This window comes from Allobosea sp. GW821-FHT03A12 (genome assembly GCF_058986765.1).
Genome location: NZ_JBYSVZ010000003.1, coordinates 1,049,030 through 1,065,523, shown reverse-complemented (window position 1 = coordinate 1,065,523; position 16,494 = coordinate 1,049,030). Strand labels below are relative to the sequence as shown.

The 16,494-nt window shown below is 67.3% G+C and carries 16 protein-coding genes; 7 read left to right on the top strand and 9 right to left on the bottom strand.

Translation table 11 applies throughout. The features are described 5' to 3' along the window. Window positions 1-203: 203 nt before the first annotated feature. Together glyS and AC3WLC_RS12550 are read right to left on the bottom strand one after the other, a co-directional pair. Window positions 204-2,522, bottom strand: coding sequence for a glycine--tRNA ligase subunit beta (glyS, locus tag AC3WLC_RS12555; protein ID WP_493684243.1), 2,319 nt, complete (start codon window positions 2,520-2,522; stop codon window positions 204-206). Beyond that, window positions 2,522-3,466 (bottom strand): glycine--tRNA ligase subunit alpha, encoded by a 945-nt coding sequence (locus AC3WLC_RS12550; protein ID WP_493684242.1) that lies wholly within the window; start codon window positions 3,464-3,466, stop codon window positions 2,522-2,524. The genes glyS and AC3WLC_RS12550 overlap by 1 nt, the downstream gene beginning before the upstream one ends. A 202-nt stretch (window positions 3,467-3,668) precedes the next feature. On the opposite strand from AC3WLC_RS12550, the gene AC3WLC_RS12545 reads away from it, so the two are divergent. The 3 genes from AC3WLC_RS12545 (at window position 3,669) to AC3WLC_RS12535 (ending at window position 4,878) form a co-directional block, all read left to right on the top strand. Beyond that, window positions 3,669-3,941: a hypothetical protein gene (locus AC3WLC_RS12545; RefSeq protein ID WP_493684241.1), complete on the top strand. Its 273-nt coding sequence runs from the start codon at window positions 3,669-3,671 to the stop codon at window positions 3,939-3,941. A 121-nt stretch (window positions 3,942-4,062) separates the two neighbouring features. Further along, window positions 4,063-4,389 (top strand): hypothetical protein, encoded by a 327-nt coding sequence (locus AC3WLC_RS12540; RefSeq protein ID WP_493684240.1) that lies wholly within the window; start codon window positions 4,063-4,065, stop codon window positions 4,387-4,389. 135 nt (window positions 4,390-4,524) lie between these two features. Continuing rightward, window positions 4,525-4,878 (top strand): hypothetical protein, encoded by a 354-nt coding sequence (locus AC3WLC_RS12535; protein ID WP_346361292.1) that lies wholly within the window; start codon window positions 4,525-4,527, stop codon window positions 4,876-4,878. 9 nt (window positions 4,879-4,887) lie between these two features. Here the strand turns inward: AC3WLC_RS12535 and AC3WLC_RS12530 are convergent, their stop codons facing one another. Together AC3WLC_RS12530 and AC3WLC_RS12525 are read right to left on the bottom strand one after the other, a co-directional pair. Further along, window positions 4,888-5,655, bottom strand: coding sequence for a tRNA1(Val) (adenine(37)-N6)-methyltransferase (locus AC3WLC_RS12530; RefSeq protein ID WP_493684239.1), 768 nt, complete (start codon window positions 5,653-5,655; stop codon window positions 4,888-4,890). 11 nt (window positions 5,656-5,666) lie between these two features. Beyond that, window positions 5,667-5,900, bottom strand: coding sequence for a putative signal transducing protein (locus AC3WLC_RS12525; RefSeq protein ID WP_493684238.1), 234 nt, complete (start codon window positions 5,898-5,900; stop codon window positions 5,667-5,669). 183 nt (window positions 5,901-6,083) lie between these two features. Between AC3WLC_RS12525 and AC3WLC_RS12520 the strand changes: the two genes are divergently transcribed. Continuing rightward, the gene (locus tag AC3WLC_RS12520) at window positions 6,084-7,100 is read left to right on the top strand and encodes a polyprenyl synthetase family protein (RefSeq protein WP_493684237.1); all 1,017 of its coding nucleotides are present in this window, start codon (window positions 6,084-6,086) and stop codon (window positions 7,098-7,100) included. An 11-nt stretch (window positions 7,101-7,111) separates the two neighbouring features. Next, entirely contained in the window at window positions 7,112-7,681 is a 570-nt protein-coding gene (locus tag AC3WLC_RS12515) for an NUDIX domain-containing protein (RefSeq protein ID WP_493684236.1), read from the top strand. Between the two features lie 15 nt (window positions 7,682-7,696). Here the strand turns inward: AC3WLC_RS12515 and AC3WLC_RS12510 are convergent, their stop codons facing one another. From AC3WLC_RS12510 to AC3WLC_RS12490, 5 genes are all read right to left on the bottom strand, one after another. Further along, window positions 7,697-8,320, bottom strand: coding sequence for a LysE family translocator (locus AC3WLC_RS12510; RefSeq protein WP_493684235.1), 624 nt, complete (start codon window positions 8,318-8,320; stop codon window positions 7,697-7,699). A gap of 153 nt (window positions 8,321-8,473) precedes the next feature. Beyond that, window positions 8,474-9,106 (bottom strand): hypothetical protein, encoded by a 633-nt coding sequence (locus AC3WLC_RS12505; RefSeq protein WP_493684234.1) that lies wholly within the window; start codon window positions 9,104-9,106, stop codon window positions 8,474-8,476. Between the two features lie 21 nt (window positions 9,107-9,127). Next, entirely contained in the window at window positions 9,128-10,015 is an 888-nt protein-coding gene (locus tag AC3WLC_RS12500) for a 4-(cytidine 5'-diphospho)-2-C-methyl-D-erythritol kinase (RefSeq protein WP_493684233.1), read from the bottom strand. Between the two features lie 3 nt (window positions 10,016-10,018). After that, window positions 10,019-11,788, bottom strand: a complete 1,770-nt coding sequence (locus AC3WLC_RS12495; protein ID WP_493684232.1) for a tetratricopeptide repeat protein — start codon at window positions 11,786-11,788, stop codon at window positions 10,019-10,021. Window positions 11,789-12,256: 468 nt separating this feature from the next. Further along, window positions 12,257-13,936 carry an electron transfer flavoprotein-ubiquinone oxidoreductase gene (locus tag AC3WLC_RS12490; protein WP_493684231.1) on the bottom strand — a complete coding sequence of 560 codons (1,680 nt, stop codon included), beginning with the start codon at window positions 13,934-13,936 and terminating at the stop codon, window positions 12,257-12,259. Window positions 13,937-14,110: 174 nt separating this feature from the next. Here AC3WLC_RS12490 and AC3WLC_RS12485 point away from each other — a divergent pair, with 174 nt between their 5' ends. Both AC3WLC_RS12485 and AC3WLC_RS12480 read left to right on the top strand, forming a co-directional pair. Next, window positions 14,111-14,911 carry a uracil-DNA glycosylase gene (locus AC3WLC_RS12485; protein WP_493684230.1) on the top strand — a complete coding sequence of 267 codons (801 nt, stop codon included), beginning with the start codon at window positions 14,111-14,113 and terminating at the stop codon, window positions 14,909-14,911. 141 nt (window positions 14,912-15,052) lie between these two features. Continuing rightward, complete coding sequence (locus AC3WLC_RS12480) at window positions 15,053-16,483, top strand: cytochrome ubiquinol oxidase subunit I (RefSeq protein ID WP_493684229.1); 1,431 nt, start codon at window positions 15,053-15,055, stop codon at window positions 16,481-16,483. Window positions 16,484-16,494: the final 11 nt, after the last annotated feature.

Below are 16,494 nucleotides of genomic sequence, written 5' to 3'. Positions count from 1 at the left end.
GTAGCTGGCTAGGGCTTTACTAGCCAGTGCGTCGACGAGCGGAGCGGGGGATCCCCTCTCCTGGAAGGAGAGGGGTAGGGGTGAGGTGTTCGAAGTGAAAACGTTAGCTCGAACCTGACTGCGCGGTGAGCGCCCGCGGACCTGGTCTAGCCGCCCACACCTCGCCCTGCCCTCTCCTTACAGGAGAGGGTTCCCCGCGTCCTTCAGCCAGCGATCCGCGAGAAATCCGCCACGGCTCGGGTCGCCTCGCGCAGCTGGTTCAACAGCTTGAGGCGATTGGCGCGCAGGGCCGGATCGGGATCGTTGACCGTGACCTTGTCGAAGAAGGCATCGACCGCCGGCCGCAACTCTGCGAGCGCCGCCATGGCGCCCTCATAGTCCTCGGCGGCGATTGCGGCTTCCGCCTTCGGCGTCGCCTGAGCGAGTGCGACCGCGAGCGCCTTCTCCTCGATCAGCCCGGCATCGGCGATGAGCTGGAGATCGGCCTTAGCCGCGAAAGCGCCCTCGCCGTCCTTCTTCTCCTCGGCTTTCAGGATATTGGCGGCGCGGCGATAGCCGGCGAGCAGGTTCTTGCCGTCCTCGGTATCGAGGAAGCGGCCGAGAGCGGCGACGCGGCGAGTGATCAGCAGGAGGTCGTCATTGGCGGACGCGCCCTCCCCCAGCACCGCATCGACCAGATCATGCCGCGCGCCCTGATCACGCAGCATCACCTTCAGGCGGTCGTGGAAGAAGGAGAGGAGATCATTGCAGAGAGACAGCGCAACGGCTTGCGCCTCTTCACTAATGACCTCCCCTTTCTCAGCGACGTATGTATTCCAAGCATCAGCAAAAACTTCTGACCCAATTCTGCTAGCCATTTCGGCAGCGAGGGTTCGCTCTCCTAGCGAGGCCGAGCGGACGGCCGCCTTCGTATAGGGGGTTAGGCAGCGCAAGAAAGTCCGCCATAGCTCCAGCCGCGCCCCATTCTCCACCACCAGCCGGATCACCCCCAGCGCCGCGCGGCGCAGCGCATAGGGGTCCTTGCTCCCGGTCGGCTTCTCGTCGATCGCCCAGAAACCGACCAGCGTGTCGAGCTTGTCGGCGAGCGCGACGGCGACCGAGACCGGATCGGTCGGGACGCGATCGGACGGGCCGAGCGGCTTGTAGTGCTCCTCGATCGCGGCGGCGACCGACGCATTTTCGCCCTGCAGCTCGGCGTATTTGCGGCCCATCAGGCCCTGCAATTCGGGGAATTCGCCGACCATCTCGGTCGGCAGGTCAGCCTTGGCGAGCCTGGCGGCCCGCTCGGCGAGCGCCGGATCGGCTCCGACGATCGGGGCCAGTTCCTTCGCCAACGCGGCGATGCGCTGGACGCGCTCGCCCTGCGTGCCGAGCTTGGCGTGGAAGACGACGCCGAGCTTGTCGAGCTTGGCCATGCGCTGGTCGAGCGGCTTGGCGAGATCGAGCCCGAGCTTTTCGGCGCTCTCCTTCAGCGTGTCGAGATCGGGCAGCGGGCCGCGATCGGTCTGCCAGAAATAGGCGGCATCGGAGAGCCGTGCGCGGACGACGCGGCCATTGCCGGCGGTGATCGCCAGGCCGCCGTCGCTGGCCATCAGGTTCGAGACCGGGATGAAGCGATTGGCGAGCTCGCCCGTCGCAGGATCGCGCAGCACGAAGCATTTCTGGTTGGCGCGGATGGTGGCGCGGATCGCCTCGCCGGGAATCTCGAGGAAGCGCTCCTCGAAATCGCCCATCAGCACGACCGGCCATTCGACGAGGCCGGCGACCTCCTCCAGCAAACCCTCGTCCTCGACCAGCTCCAGCCCCGCGGCGAAGGCGAGATTCTTCGCATCAGCCAGGATGATCTCCTTGCGGCGATCGGCGTCGAGCACGACCTTGGCCCGCTCCAGGCTCGGCACGTAATCGTCGAAGCGCTTGACCGTGATCGGCCCCGGCGCATGGAAGCGGTGGCCATAGGTGACGTTGCCGGACTTGATGCCGTCGACCTCGAAGGGCACGACTTCCGGATCCTCGGTCTCGGCGCCGAAGGTGCAGAGGATCGAATGCAGCGGGCGAACCCAGCGCAGCGAGCCGCCCTGCGCCGAGGCCTTGCCCCAGCGCATCGATTTCGGCCAGGGGAAAGACCGGATCACCGCCGGCACGATCTCGGCGATCGCCGCGACCGTCTCCTGGCCGGGCTTCTCGATCACGGCGACGTAAGAGTCGCCCTTCTTGGGATCGCTGACGATGGTCGCCTGGTCGAGCGAGGTCAGCCCGGCAGCCTTTAGGAAGCCCTGCACGGCAGCCTCGGGCGCGCCGACACGCGGGCCCTTGCGCTCCTCGCGAACGTCGCGGCCGCGCACCGGCAGGCCGGCGATGGTGAGCGCGAGGCGGCGCGGCGTCGCGAAGGCCTTGGCGCCCTCATAAGTCAGGCCACGCTCGACCAGCGCATCGGTGACGAGCTTCTTCAGGTCCTCCGCAGCCTTGCGCTGCATGCGGGCGGGAATTTCCTCGGAGAAGAGTTCGAGCAGAAGATCGGGCATCAGTTCGCTCCCCCGCCGGCGGTCTTCAGCCAGGCGGCGCCGCAGGCCTTGGCGAGCTCGCGCACGCGCAGGATGTAGCTCTGGCGCTCGGTGACCGAGATCACGCCGCGCGCATCGAGCAGGTTGAAGACATGGCTTGCCTTGATGCACTGGTCATAGGCCGGCAGAGCAAGTGTGTGCTGCGCGGAATTGGCGCCCTCACCCGCCTCTCCGGCGGCGAGCAGCGCCTTGCACTCGGCCTCGGCATCGCTGAAATGGCGGAACAGTGTCTCGGTGTTGGCGTATTCGAAGTTGTGCCGCGAGAATTCCTGCTCGGCCTGCAGGAAGACGTCGCCATAGGAGATGCGGTCCTCGCCCTCGAGGCCGTTGAAGTTGAGGTCGTAGACGTTCTCGACGCCCTGGACGTACATGGCGAGGCGCTCAAGCCCATAGGTCAGCTCGCCCGCGACCGGGGCGCATTCGACGCCGGCGACCTGCTGGAAATAGGTGAACTGGCTGACTTCCATGCCGTCGCACCAGCACTCCCAGCCGAGGCCCCAGGCGCCGAGCGTCGGGCTCTCCCAGTCGTCCTCGACGAAGCGGACATCGTGCAGGGCAAGATCGACGCCGATCGCCTTGAGCGAGTCGAGATAGAGCTGCTGCAGGTCCGGCGGCGACGGCTTCAGGATCACCTGGAACTGGTAGTAATGCTGCAGCCGGTTCGGGTTCTCGCCATAGCGGCCGTCCTTGGGCCGGCGCGAAGGCTGGACATAGGCCGCCTTCCAGGGCTTGGGCCCGAGCGCGCGCAGCGTCGTCGCCGGGTGGAAGGTGCCGGCGCCGACCTCCATGTCGTAGGGCTGGAGGATGACGCAGCCGCGCTCGGCCCAGAAGCGCTGCAAGGTCAGCAGCAATCCCTGGAAGGAGCGGGTCGGGTTCATGGGATCGGAGGACGCGGCCAAGGGCATCAGCCTTTTAAACTGTCGAAAAACGTGCGGCGTGATTAGGGGCTGGCGGCGCTCATGGTCAAGCCGCCGGGCATGAATGAGGCATGAACCCTTTGCCAACCATCGCGTTCATATAGCTCGGGCTATTGTCGCACCATCGAACGGTCCGCGGCGCTCGGGGCGAGCGCTTGAGCCGGGCCGACGCGACAAGCAGGAGTACACAATGCTGTCGAACCGTATCGCCGCCGCCCTGTTCGGTGCCGGCGCCCTCCTCACCGGCCTCGCCGTCGCCCCGGCCAATGCCACGCCGATCGCGGCGGGCAGCGTCCCGGCCACCACGGGCCAGATGGAGCAGGTCCAGTATTACGGCCGGCCCTATTACGGCCCGCGCCGCTATTACGGCCGCCCGGTCTATCGTCCGCGCTGCTATTTCGTCGATCGGCGCGTCTGGAACGGCTGGCGCTGGGTGATCCGCCCGGTGCGCGTCTGCCGCTGACGGCAACTGCCCTCGAAGGGCCTGGCGGCACGCTCCGTCAGGCCCCGAGGCGAGCCGGCGGCCATAATGACGCCCGATCGCCGCGCCACAGGCCGGCCCCGTTCATGAAGAAGGATACGATATGCTCCGCAAGCTTTTCCTCGGCCTCTCGGCCGCCGCCGTCCTCAGCGTCGCCTCGCTCGGCATGAGCGCCATCACCGCGGCTCCCGCCGACGCCCAGGCGCTGAGCGGCGGCTATGGGCGCCCGGGCAGCGGCAGCACCCACCCATCCGCGCCACGCTACAGCCGTCCCGGTTGGGGCGGTGGCTCGCATGTCCGTCCGCGGCCGGGCTATGGCCGCCCGCATTACGGTGGCCGTCCGCATTACGGTTCGCGCTGCCGCATCGTCGACCAGCGCGTCTGGAACGGCCGCCGCTGGGTGATCCGGTCGACACGCGTCTGCCGCTGACGGCAAGCCACGGCGGATGAAGATGGGCTGAACGGCGCAGCCACGCTCCGTTCAGCCCCGCGACCGCAAGCTTGGCGCCACGATGACGCCCGATTGCCCCGGCACAGGCCGGGCAGATCAGCGAAGGAGGTAACCATGCTTCGCAAACTCGTTCTTGGACTTTCGGCCGCTGCGGCGCTCGGCGTGGCAGGCCTCGGCATGGGCGCAGTCACTGCGACTCCGGCCGACGCGCAGGCGCTGAGCGGCGGCTACGGCTATCCCGGCAGCGGCAGCCGCCATCCCTTTGCCCCGCGCTACAGCAATCCCGGCTGGGGCGGCGGTGGTTACTATGGCCGTCCCCGCTACGGCTATGGCGGGCCGCGCTATGGCTATGGTGGACCGCGCTATGGCTGGGGTGGCGGTTATTACGGCCCGCGCTGCTATAGCCGCCCCGTGCGCTATTGGGACGGCTGGGGCTGGGTGGTGCGCGAGCGCCGCATCTGCCGCTGAGGCGCAGCTTCAGGCGAGCACGGCCTCGCCACGATGGAGCGCTTCGCTGAAAGCGGTGAAGCGTCCATCCGCACCGTTGAGAACAACAGCCGGCAGCAAAGCTGCCGGTTTTTTGCTGCCTAGGCGGGCCGAGACGATCACCCGGATCGCCGGCCGGTCGGCCTGGCTGTGGACCGGGCGGATCTCGACTGCGCCGAACCCCGTCTCCAGCCCCGTGAGAATCACGCCCAGCGCCTCGGCGCGGTGGATGATGCTGACGCCGCCGCCCGACTTCAGCACGTGGCGGGCCGCTTTCAGCCAGTCGCCCAGGGATTGCCCGGCGACATGAGCCACGCGCCGATTGGCGACCGGCGAAGCGCGCACCTCGCCGGCTTCGAAGAAGGGCGGGTTCATCGCGACCCAGGCCATGGATGCTGCCGCGAGCCCTTCGCGAGCGAGATCGGCATTACGCTCGCCTATCGTCCCGACCGCGACGCGCACCCGTCCGTCCAGGCCGTTGAGCCCGGCATTGCGGGCCGCGAGCGCCGCGAGCTCCGGATCGCGCTCGACCAGGACGACCTCCAGCGCCGGCTGGCGCAGCGCAACGGCGAGCCCGATCGTGCCGACGCCGGCGCCGAAATCGGAGAGCGGCCCTGCCCCCAGCTCCGGAATCGCCGAGGCCAGCAGCACGGCATCCGAGCCGGCGCGATGGCCCTTCACCGGCTGCAGCAGACGCAAACGCCCGCCGAACAGGCGGTCTTCGGCAATCTCGCCGAGAGCAGGAAACCGCTCGGCCATGGACGCTTCCGTCATCGCGAGGGAGCGGGGCGCAACTCATCTCCGTAGCCCGCCTCGACCAGCAAGGCACGGGCGCGCCTGCTGTCCTGCTCGCGCACCAGCAGGCGGCGCGGAAAGGCGCCGATCATGCCTTCGAGCGAGCTGATGTGCTGGTCGGCGATCAGGCAATCGAGATTGGCCGAGGCCAGCAGCGCCTCGATGGCGCCGAGCAGGACGAGGTCATTGGAGCGGACGAGTTCGTGCATGCCATCATGGAGCCTCTCGGGGGGCGCATGCGCAAGCGCAAAGATCGCATCTGGGAACGGCAAGGCCGCAGCGCAGCGTCAAACTGCTGCGTCGCGAAAGGATTGCCGGGGCTGGCCACGCATGCGACCTTTGTGGCAAGGGCATAGCGCGCGGTTGCGCGGGAATGAGGCCGGAGTTTGCGCGTGGGCGTCGTCGTAGCTTTCGAAGACAAGGACACCAGCCAGGGCGGCATCGAGCCGCTGGTCGGGCTGACGCGCGCCGACATGGAACGCGTCAACGCGATGATCCTGTCGCGCACCGGTTCCGAGGTCACGATGATCCCGGAGGTGGCGAACCATCTGATCTCCTCGGGCGGCAAGCGCCTGCGGCCGATGCTGACGCTGGCGACGGCGGCGCTGTGCGGCTATCGCGGCGAGGGCCATGTCAAGCTCGCGGCTAGCGTCGAGTTCATGCATACGGCGACGCTGCTGCACGACGATGTCGTCGACGAGAGCGACATGCGCCGCGGCAAGGCTGCGGCCCGCATGCTCTGGGGCAACGAGGCGAGCGTGCTGGTCGGCGATTTCCTGCTCGGCCAGGCCTTCAAGATGATGGTCGAGGTCGGCTCGCTGCGCGCTCTCGACATCCTCTCGACCGCCGCAGCCGTCATCGCCGAGGGCGAGGTGATGCAGCTCGCCGCCGCCAAGAACACCGAGACGACCGAGGACGAGTACCTCGCCGTGATCCGCGGCAAGACTGCCGAGCTCTTCGCCGCCGCCTGCGAGGTCGGGCCGGTGATCGCCGGCTCGTCCAAGGGCGAGGCCGCCGCCTGCCGCAGCTACGGGCTCAATCTCGGCATCGCCTTCCAGCTCGTCGACGACGCGCTCGACTATGGCGGCTCCTCGGGCCAGCTCGGCAAGAATGTCGGCGACGACTTCCGCGAGGGCAAGATCACGCTGCCAGTGGTCCTGTCCTTCCGCCGGGGCAACGAGGACGAGCGCGCCTTCTGGCGTCGCACCCTGCAGGAAGGCGAGGTCCGTGACGGCGATCTCGAGGCCGCGCAGGCGCTGATGCGCAAGCACGGCGCATTGGCCGACACGATCGAGCGCGCCCGCCACTACGCCAAGATGGCGAAGGACGCGCTCGGCCTTTACCCGTCATCGCCGATGAAACAGGCGCTCAACGACGCCGTCGATTTCTGCGTGGCGCGGGCGCACTGAGGCGATCCTTTGTGACCTCCGATCCGAAGGCGGAAATCAAGACGCTGTCGTCCCGGCTCGTCTATGAGAACCGCTGGATGAGGGTCCGAGAAGACGAGATCCTCCGCCAGGACGGATCGACGGGCATCTACGGCGTCGTCGAGAAGACCGATTTCGTGGCGATCGCCGCGATCGAGGAGAACGGCGACTTTCACCTCGTCGAGCAATACCGCTACCCGGTCGGCGGGCGCTTCTGGGAGGTGCCGCAAGGCTCCTGGGAAACCGCGCCGGGAGCCGATCCGCTCGACGTCGCCCGCGGCGAGCTGCGCGAGGAGACCGGGCTCGAAGCCGGCGAGATCATCCGCGTCGGCTATCTCTACGAATGCTACGGCTACTCAAACCAGGGCTGCCACGTCTTCCTGGCACGACAGCTCACCGCCGTAACGCAGCGCCTCGACCACGAAGAGCAAGGGCTCGTCACGCGCCGCATCCCGGTGGCGGAGGTCGTTGCGATGATCGAGAGCGGCGCGATCCGGGATGCGACGACCGTCGCGACGATAGGGCTATTGATGCTCAAGGGGCTGCTGCCCAGCCTGCGATAGAACGGGCTCGGCCGTTCAGCGCTGCTCCGCCGCGATCCTCAAGCCCAGCGCCAGCAGGAGCCCGCCCGTCACCGCCTCGATGACGCGCCTGACCTGCGAGCGCCGCAGCACGTCGCCGGCCTTGGCGACGACGAGCGCATAGGCCGAGAGCCAGAGCAGCGTCATCGCGGCGAAGACCAGACCGAGCAGGAAGAGCGTGGTGAAGCTGCCGCGGCCAGCCGCGAACTGCGGCAAGAGGCTCGCGAAGAAGACCGCGATCTTGGGATTGCCGAGATTGCTGACCAGCCCTTGCCGGTAGGCCGTCGCGGGGGCGAGCCGGCGCGGCGGCGACAGCTCAGCAGCAACCGACGAGGCCGGACCGCCGCGAAAAGCCTCCTTCAGCGCCATGAGGCCGAGATAGATCAGATAGGCGGCGCCGGCATACTGGATGGCGCGAAAGACCGGCTCGCTCGCCACCAGCAGCGCGACGAGGCCGAGGCTGGTCGCCAGCGCCCAGAGCGACAGTCCGGTCGCGACGCCGAACGCGGTCAGCAGGCCGCCGAACAGGGTGTTGCGGATGGTCAATGCGGTGTCCGGGCCCGGCGTGCAGATCACCAGCACCGCGACGCCGACATAGGCAAGGAAAGAGGCCAGCGTCATGATGCGCCTTCCGGGCGAGTGGTGGCGCTTATCTCAGCACAGTCGGCTTCACCCACCAATCCGACCGGCCATGCAATGGACGCATCACCACCTCACGAGCGAACGACGCGGCAGATTGGTCCGTGCCACCGCACGACTACACCTGACTGCAATCTACCCTGATCCGCGCCGCTGCCGCTCACCAATGCAACGTGCTCCGTTTGAAGCAAAACGCCTATTGACGATTGTGATGGACGCCTTGGCGCGAATGTCGCCTCCGGGGCGGGTTGCTACGGCGAAGTGCTCGCCCAGCACACCCCCATTGTCTCCGAGCGTACTGATGGCGACAGGCCTGCCAGGCAGCTTGTCGATCAAGGTCAGCGACCAGACGTTGTCCTTCTGTCGCGCCAACATCGCATAGCCACGATTCATGCCAAGGTGGGTGAGGCCGAACAGGATGATCGCGCCATCCTTGACCGGCAACAGACCCACGACGTTGTCGTGAGAAAGAACACTCTCCTGCCCCGTGAGTAACCGGAAACGGAGCTCGCCACCCCATTCGCCGCGGTCGATGCCGATCAGACGTCCTCCAGGGACATCCAGTTCCTTTGCGGCCCGGACTACTGGCGTTTCAAACTCATTTCCGTCCCAGCGCCAACGACCGCTGGGACAGGCTCGCAACCGTTCGGCCTCGGCCTGTTGCTCCACATTGACGACCACGTCCGTCGCCGGTTGCCTGGCCTGTGCGAGCGCCGGCCCTGCCGCGAACATCAGGGCAATCAACGGCAAGACGGCGGCATAGAGCATTGCGAGGTCTCGAAAGCGGGCTCAACCTATCATCGTAGGCTTCACCCACCAATCCGGCCGGTCATGCGCCAGGCGCTTTCCCGCCGCGGCACTTGCGCGACAATCGTCGAACAGGGCGAAGCAGGTCGCGCCCGAGCCCGACATGCGCGCCAGCCGGCAGCCGGGCGAGGCCGACAGCGCTGACAGCACCTCGCCGATCACCGGCGCGACGGCGTGGGCCGGCGCTTCGAGATCGTTGCCGGTGGCGGCCAAGGCAGCGATCAGGGATGCCGGGGTCGTCAGCGAAGCCGCTTCCGCCTTGAGCGCCGCGACGGCGCCCGCATGTCCCTGCCCTGCCTGTAAGCCGAGCGCGCGGAATACCGGCGCCGTCTCGACCGCGACACCCGGATTGACCAGCAGCGCGAACAGCCGCGGCAGGCGCAAGGGCGGACCGAGCTGATCGCCGATGCCGCGCATGATACGGGCGCGCGCCTCCAGGCAGACCGGAACGTCGGCGCCGATCCGGCCGGCAGCGGCGAGCAACGCGGGGTGTGACAATGGCAAGTCGTTGAGCCGTGCCAGCAGGCGCAGCGCTGCCGCGGCATCGGCCGAGCCGCCGCCGATGCCAGAGGCGACCGGCAGGCGCTTGACGAGGTGGAAGCGGCCGGAGCGCAGGCCGGCGATCTCCTCGCGCAATGCGCGCTCGGCCTTGAGGACGAGGTTGTCGGGCCCCGTCGACAGTCCGGCGGCAAACGGTCCCGAAATCTGCATATCGCCAGGCTCGCCCGGCGTCAGGCTCAGCGCGTCGCCGACACCGGCGAAGGCGACGAGGCTGTCGAGCTCATGATAGCCGTCAGCGCGCCGGCCGAGGACACTCAGGGAGAGGTTGACCTTGGCCGGGGCGCGGGTCGCCAGTCTGCCGGCGGACAAGGGTCAGCCGCCATCCTTCTTCGGCTCGGCCGCATTGGCGGAAGGCGCCGGATCCTCGAGGCCCTTCTCGATCTTGCGCTGGATCCGGGCCAGGTCCTCCGGCTCCGGGCCGAGATCGCGGGCGTAGTTCCACTGATAGCGCGCCTCGAGATAGCGCCCGGTCTTCCAGTAGACGTCGCCGAGATGGTCGTTGATCACGGGATCGGAGGGACGCAGCTCCATCGCCTTCTCCAGCTCGCTCACCGCCTCCTCATAGCGGCCGAGGCGGTAATGCGCCCAGCCGAGCGAGTCGATGATGTAGCCGTCACGCGGCCGAAGCTCGACGGCGCGGCGCAGCATTCCGAGCGCCTCTTCGAGCTTGAGGTTCTGGTCGACCAGCGAATAGCCGAGATAGTTGAGCACCAAAGCGCGCTCGCGCCCGAGCGCCTCCGGCATCAGCTCCAGCGCCTTGCGCAGGTCGGCCTCGGCCTGCGGCCATTTCTTGGTGCGCTCATAGGCGATGCCGCGCGAATAGAAGAGGTCCCAGTTGGCACGGCTGGGCGTACCGAGCTTGGCGACCGCCTTGTCATAGGTCGCCGCGGCCTCCTCGAAGCGCTTGCGCGAGCGATAGATGTTGCCGAGCGCCGAGATCGCGTCGATGTCGTCGGGGCGAGCGACGATGATCCCCTCGAGATGCTTGGTCGCCTCATCGGTCTTGCCAAGCTGCTCGAGACCGAGCCCGATCTGGATGTCGGCGACCGGGCGCAGCGGCGAGTTCTCCGGCATGCGCCGATAGACCTGCACCGCATCCTCGGTCTGCTTGGCGCGCTCCAGGATGTCCGCCAGCGTCAGAACGGCGAGGTCGTGGCCGGGATCGAGGTAGACCGCGAAGCGCAGATAGAGCAGCGCGGTCGCCTCGTCGCCCTGCAGGATCCCGGCGCTGGCGAGCCCGTAGAGCACTTCGGCGGCGCCCTGCTGGGTGTTGCCGACGATGCGCTGCAGCGGCTCCTTGCTGCCGATCTTGGCGATGGCGTCGCGCACCACCGGATGGTTCGGGCGGACGTTGCGCTCGAAATCGTTCAGCGTCGCCAGGGCTGCCTCGCTGTCGCCCGTGCGCGCCTGCTGGCGCGCCCAGAGATCGACGAGACGCAAATTGGTCTTCTCGGCCTCATAGGCCGCCTTGAGCCGGCGGTTGGCATCGTTGCGACGGCCGGCGATGTCGAGGATCAGCCCGGCATGGAAATCGCGGAAGCGGTCGAAGGTCGATTCGCCCTTGAGGCGCTCCAGCGTATCGATGGCGCGATTGGTCTCACCAGAGCCGGAATAGGCCCAAGCGGCGAGCAAGGTCGCGGTGATGTCGGCGGAACGGCCGCGGCCGCCACGCTGCAGCTGGGTGCGGGCGGCGGCGTAGTTCTTCTGCTTCAGCGCGCGCACGCCGAGCGCGAGCTGGGCAAGGCCGTTGGTGGCGTCGCGCTGGATCAGCTTCTCGGCGGCGCGGAAGGTCTCGTTCATCGCGCCGTCGGCGAGGAAGGCGACGAAGCCACGCTCAAGCAGCTCACTGTTCTGCGGATCGTTCCGGATCGCCTCGCGCAGATAGATCGAGGCCGCACCGAGATCACGGGCTGAACCGGCCACCACGGCCGCGAGATAATTACCTTCGAGGCTTTCGGCCGGCTCGAACTTATCGACCGGGCGCGCCTGCGCGAGAGCCGGCATGCCGACATGCAAACCCGCGACAAACGCCAGCACAAGAGCGGCGCTACGGCCGTTGATCTGAAACGTCACGTTCGACATTCTCCCTCGGTCCGCCCCGGCCGCCGGGGACTGGTCCGTGGACGGGACCGTGACCTGAACGATTAGGCGGTCAACATGGCCGTTTCCAGGCCTGCCGACAAGAGTTGCACGCCGCTCTGCGTTATCGTTGTCACGCTGACGTGAAAAAGACACAGCCGCCCGGGCCAGGCCGGTCGGTTTGATGGATTCGGTCAATTTTTCAGGCGTAGCCTTGGCTTTGCCGCGACTTCGCGGCGATTCGTCAAAGGTGCTCCCAGATGAAGAAGGTCTCGCTCGCGCTCGCGGCCGTTCTCACGCTCGCCGGCATTGCCGGCGGCTGCGCCACCAAGGAACCCGAGAAGCCGGCTCCGATCGTCCGCAAGGGCTGATTCGTCCCCATTTCAGGGCAAACAATGAAAAAGGCCGCGCGGTCCAAGCCGCGCGGCCTTTCAAATTTCAGGGCCAAAACAGAATCGGCCGCCAGCGCGATCACATGTTCGAGTAGTTCGGACCGCCGGCCCCTTCTGGCACGGTCCAAGTGATGTTCTGGGCGGGGTCCTTGATGTCGCAGGTCTTGCAGTGGACGCAGTTCTGCGCGTTGATCACGAAGCGCGGCAGAGACTGCTTCTCCGGGTCGGCATAGACAACCTCGTAGACGCCGGCCGGGCAATAGAGCCGCGCCGGCTCGCCATAGATCGGCAGGTTCTGCAGCACCGGCACGTTGGGGTCGGTCAGCTTCAGATGCGCCGGCTGGTCCTCCTCGTGATTGGTCGCCGAGAGGAAGACCGAGGAGAGCTTGTCGAAGGAGATCTTGCCGTCGGGCTTGGGATAGACGATCGGCTTGACCATGCCGATCGGCTTCAGCGTGGCATGGTCCGGCTTGCCATGCTTCAGCGTGCCGAAGGGCGACCAGCCGAAGAGCTGATTCATCCACATGTCGATGCCGCCGAGCATGACGCCGCCGATCGTGCCGAGCTTGGACCAGAGCGGCTTGACGTTGCGCACCAGCTTGAGATCGCGCCCGATCTCGGAGGCGCGCCAGCTGTCCTCGATGCCGTCGACCATGTCATGCGAGCGCCCAGCCGCCAGCGCCGGCACGAGATGCTCGGCCGCGAGCATGCCCGAGAGGATGGCGTTGTGGCTGCCCTTGATGCGCGGCACGTTGACGAAGCCGGCCGAGCAGCCGATCAGCGCCCCGCCCGGGAAGGTCAGCTTCGGCACCGACTGCCAGCCGCCCTCCGTGATGGCGCGCGAGCCGTAGGAGAGCCGCTTGGCGCCCTCGAAGACGTCGCGGATCATCGGATGGGTCTTGAAGCGCTGGAACTCGTCGAAGGGCGAGAGCGTCGGGTTGGAATAGTTGAGATGGACGACGAAGCCGACCGAAACCAGGTTGTCGTCGAAATGGTAGAGGAAGGAGCCGCCGCCGGTCGACATGTCGAGCGGCCAGCCGAAGGAGTGCTGCACCAGCCCCTTCTTGAACTTCTCCGGCTTGACCTGCCAGATTTCCTTGAGGCCGATGCCGTATTTCTGCGGCTCGCGGCCCTCGTCGAGCGCGAAACGCTTGATCGCTATCTTGGAGAGCGAGCCGCGCGCGCCCTCGCCGAGCAGCGTGTAGCGGCCGCGCAATTCCATGCCGCGGGTGAAGCGGTCGGAGACCGTGCCGTCCTTGGCGATGCCCATGTCGCCGGTGGCGATGCCGGCGACCGAGCCGTCTTCGTTATAGAGCAGTTCGGCGGCGGCGAAGCCCGGATAGATCTCGACGCCGAGCGCCTCGGCGCGCGCCGCGAGATAGCGCGCGACCAGGCCGAGCGAGCCGACGAAGTTGCCGTGATTGTTCATCAGCTTCGGCATGGCGAAATTGGGAAGGCGCGCGCCGCCGGCCGGGCCGAGGAAATAGAAGACGTCCTCAGTCACCTGGGTATGCAGCGGGCGGGCCTCGTCCTCGCGCCAGTCCGGCAGGAGCTTGTCGAGCCCGATCGGATCGATGACCGCGCCGGAGAGGATGTGCGCGCCGACCTCGGAGCCCTTCTCGACCACGACGACCGAGATAGCCTCGTCGAGCTGTTTCAGCCGGATCGCGGCAGCGAGCCCGGCGGGACCTGCGCCGACAATGACGACGTCATAGTCCATGCTCTCGCGCGGCGTGCTCTGCGCTTCCTTCAGATCCATCCTGCCCTCCACCCGCGCGTCTTCATTGTTAGATAGTTTATATATGAACTATCTTGATCAACCCGCCAAGCACTGCCGCCAAGTTGATTGGAATTCCTCTATCCGGGGCTCCCGTTCATTTTGCAACAGCGAACAGGCTCGCTTCGGCCCAAGCGGCGCGGTATCCTGCCTCCCATGTCCCTCGATGCCGTCTCCGCAGCCGAACTGATCGCCTGGTACGCCGAAATGGGTGTGACCGAGGCGCTCGACGAGACGTCGCACGACCATTTCGCAGCCGCACCGGAACCGGCGCGACAGCCTGTCGCACGCTCAGTCTCCACTGCGCAGCAGGCGCCACGGCGCCCTGTGGCCGTGGCTGCGGCCACCCCGCCGGACGAGGCGGCGCTGTCGGCCCGGGCGCTGGCGCGCGAGGCGACGACGCTGGACGCGCTCAAGACGGCACTGGCGAGCTTCGAGGGCTGCCCGCTCAAGGCGACCGCCAAGAACCTGGTCTTCGCCGACGGCAACCCGGCCGCGAAGGTGATGTTCGTCGGCGAAGCACCCGGCGCCGACGAGGACCGGATCGGCCTGCCCTTCGTCGGCCGCTCAGGACAACTGCTCGACCGGATGCTGGCGGCGATCGGGCTCAACCGGCAGGAGCATGTCTACATCGCCAATCTCCTGCCCTGGCGCCCGCCCGGCAACCGCACGCCGACGCCGCAGGAGGTCGCGATCTGCCTGCCCTTCATCCAGCGCCAGATCGAACTGGTCGATCCGGATGTCCTGGTCTGCATCGGCGGCCCCTCGGCGCAGGGGCTGCTGGGCGTCTCCGGCATCCTGGCCTCGCGCGGGCGCTGGATGGAATACGACACCGGCACGCGCATGATCCGGGCGATCGCGACGCTGCACCCGGCTTACCTGCTGCGCCAGCCCTTGCAGAAGCGCCTGGCCTGGCGCGACCTGCGCGCGCTCAAGGCCGCCCTCGCCGCGCTTTGACGCAGCGGCGCGATGCCACTGCGGCATCGGCACCGGCTGCCCTGTCGCATCGCCTTGATTATTCCGAGTGCAAAGTAGACGCTGCAACCAGCAGGGTCATTCGGCCATGGCGATCCGTGGCCGGCACGCCGGAGCGATGCGATGGAAATCGACGCCTTTCTGCTGTCACGCATCCAGTTCGCCTTCACGATCTCCTTCCACATCGTCTTCCCGGCCTTCACGATCGGGCTCTCGGCCTATATCGCGACGTTGCTCGGCCTGTGGCTGAAGACCGGCGACCAGAAGTTCCATCTCCTCGCCCGGTTCTGGACCAAGATCTTCGCCGTGTCCTTCGCCATGGGCGTGGTCTCCGGCATCGTGCTGTCCTACCAGTTCGGCACGAACTGGAGCCGGTTCTCGGCGGTCACCGGCAATGTACTGGGTCCGCTGATCGGCTACGAGGTGCTCAGCGCCTTCTTCCTGGAGGCCTCCTTCCTCGGCGTGCTGCTCTTCGGCTGGAAGCGGGTGCCGCCCTGGCTGCATTTCCTCTCCGCCGTCATCGTCGCAGGCGGCACGGCGCTGTCGGGCTTCTGGATCCTCTCGGCCAATAGCTGGATGCAGTATCCGGTCGGGCACGAAGTCCGCGACGGCATCGTCTACCCCGTCGACTGGATGAAGATCGTGTTCAGCCCGACCTTCCCGCTGCGCTATGCGCACATGATGACCGCCGCCTATCTGACCACCGCCTTCGTGGTGCTGGCGACCGGGGCGCGCCATCTGCTTGCCGGCCACCGAACCGAATCGGCCAGGACGATGGTGCGCATGGCGATCCTGATGATCGCGCTGACCGCGCCGTTGCAGGCGTTGATCGGCGACTTCCACGGCAAGCAGACCGCAATCTACCAGCCGGCCAAGCTCGCCGCCATCGAGGCGCACTGGGATTCCTCCAAGCCCGGCGCGCTCGTGCTCTTCGCCTGGCCGGACGAGAAGGCCGAGCTCAACCGCTTCGAGATCGCGATTCCCGGCGTCGCCAGCCTGCTCACCCATGGCAGCATGGATGCGCTGTTCCCGAGCCTGAAGGACTTCGCCGTGCAGGACCGCCCGCCGGTGCTGATCCCCTTCTTCGGCTTCCGGCTGATGGTCGGGCTCGGCACGCTGATGATCATCTTCGGCTGGGTAGGAGCATGGCTCTGGTGGCGCGGCCGCCTCTTCGAGTCGCGGCGCTGGCTGTGGATCGCCCAGTACAGCTGGCCGGCCGGCTTCGTCGCCATTCTCGCCGGCTGGTTCGTCACCGAGGTCGGGCGCCAGCCCTGGGTCGCCACCGGCATCCTGCGCTCCAAGGATGCGGTCTCGCCGATCACCACCGCCGAGGTCGCGATCTCGCTGGCGCTGTTCGTCTTCGTCTATTGCGTCGTCTTCGCCGCCGGCATCGCGCTGATCAACCGCCTGGTCGCCAAGGGGCCGGACGAGATCAGCCCGGAGGATCCGCCCGAGCAGCCATCGAAGCGGCCGCTCAAGGCGGCGCAGGCTCCGGCCTCCGCCATCTTCGGTGACGGCCATCCCGGCGACGACAAGATCCAGCCGGCAAGCTGAGGAGAACTATT

Coding starts and splice junctions, on each gene's coding strand:
- AC3WLC_RS12535 (WP_346361292.1), top strand. CDS start 4,525: ATGCTTCGCAAACTCGTTCTTGGACTTTCGGCCGCTGCGGCGCTCGGC.
- AC3WLC_RS12495 (WP_493684232.1), bottom strand. CDS start 11,788: ATGTCGAACGTGACGTTTCAGATCAACGGCCGTAGCGCCGCTCTTGTG.
- AC3WLC_RS12510 (WP_493684235.1), bottom strand. CDS start 8,320: ATGACGCTGGCCTCTTTCCTTGCCTATGTCGGCGTCGCGGTGCTGGTG.
- AC3WLC_RS12480 (WP_493684229.1), top strand. CDS start 15,053: ATGGAAATCGACGCCTTTCTGCTGTCACGCATCCAGTTCGCCTTCACG.
- AC3WLC_RS12525 (WP_493684238.1), bottom strand. CDS start 5,900: ATGCACGAACTCGTCCGCTCCAATGACCTCGTCCTGCTCGGCGCCATC.
- AC3WLC_RS12540 (WP_493684240.1), top strand. CDS start 4,063: ATGCTCCGCAAGCTTTTCCTCGGCCTCTCGGCCGCCGCCGTCCTCAGC.
- AC3WLC_RS12530 (WP_493684239.1), bottom strand. CDS start 5,655: ATGGCCGAGCGGTTTCCTGCTCTCGGCGAGATTGCCGAAGACCGCCTG.
- AC3WLC_RS12490 (WP_493684231.1), bottom strand. CDS start 13,936: ATGGATCTGAAGGAAGCGCAGAGCACGCCGCGCGAGAGCATGGACTAT.
- AC3WLC_RS12505 (WP_493684234.1), bottom strand. CDS start 9,106: ATGCTCTATGCCGCCGTCTTGCCGTTGATTGCCCTGATGTTCGCGGCA.
- AC3WLC_RS12550 (WP_493684242.1), bottom strand. CDS start 3,466: ATGCCCTTGGCCGCGTCCTCCGATCCCATGAACCCGACCCGCTCCTTC.
- AC3WLC_RS12545 (WP_493684241.1), top strand. CDS start 3,669: ATGCTGTCGAACCGTATCGCCGCCGCCCTGTTCGGTGCCGGCGCCCTC.
- AC3WLC_RS12485 (WP_493684230.1), top strand. CDS start 14,111: ATGTCCCTCGATGCCGTCTCCGCAGCCGAACTGATCGCCTGGTACGCC.
- glyS (WP_493684243.1), bottom strand. CDS start 2,522: ATGCCCGATCTTCTGCTCGAACTCTTCTCCGAGGAAATTCCCGCCCGC.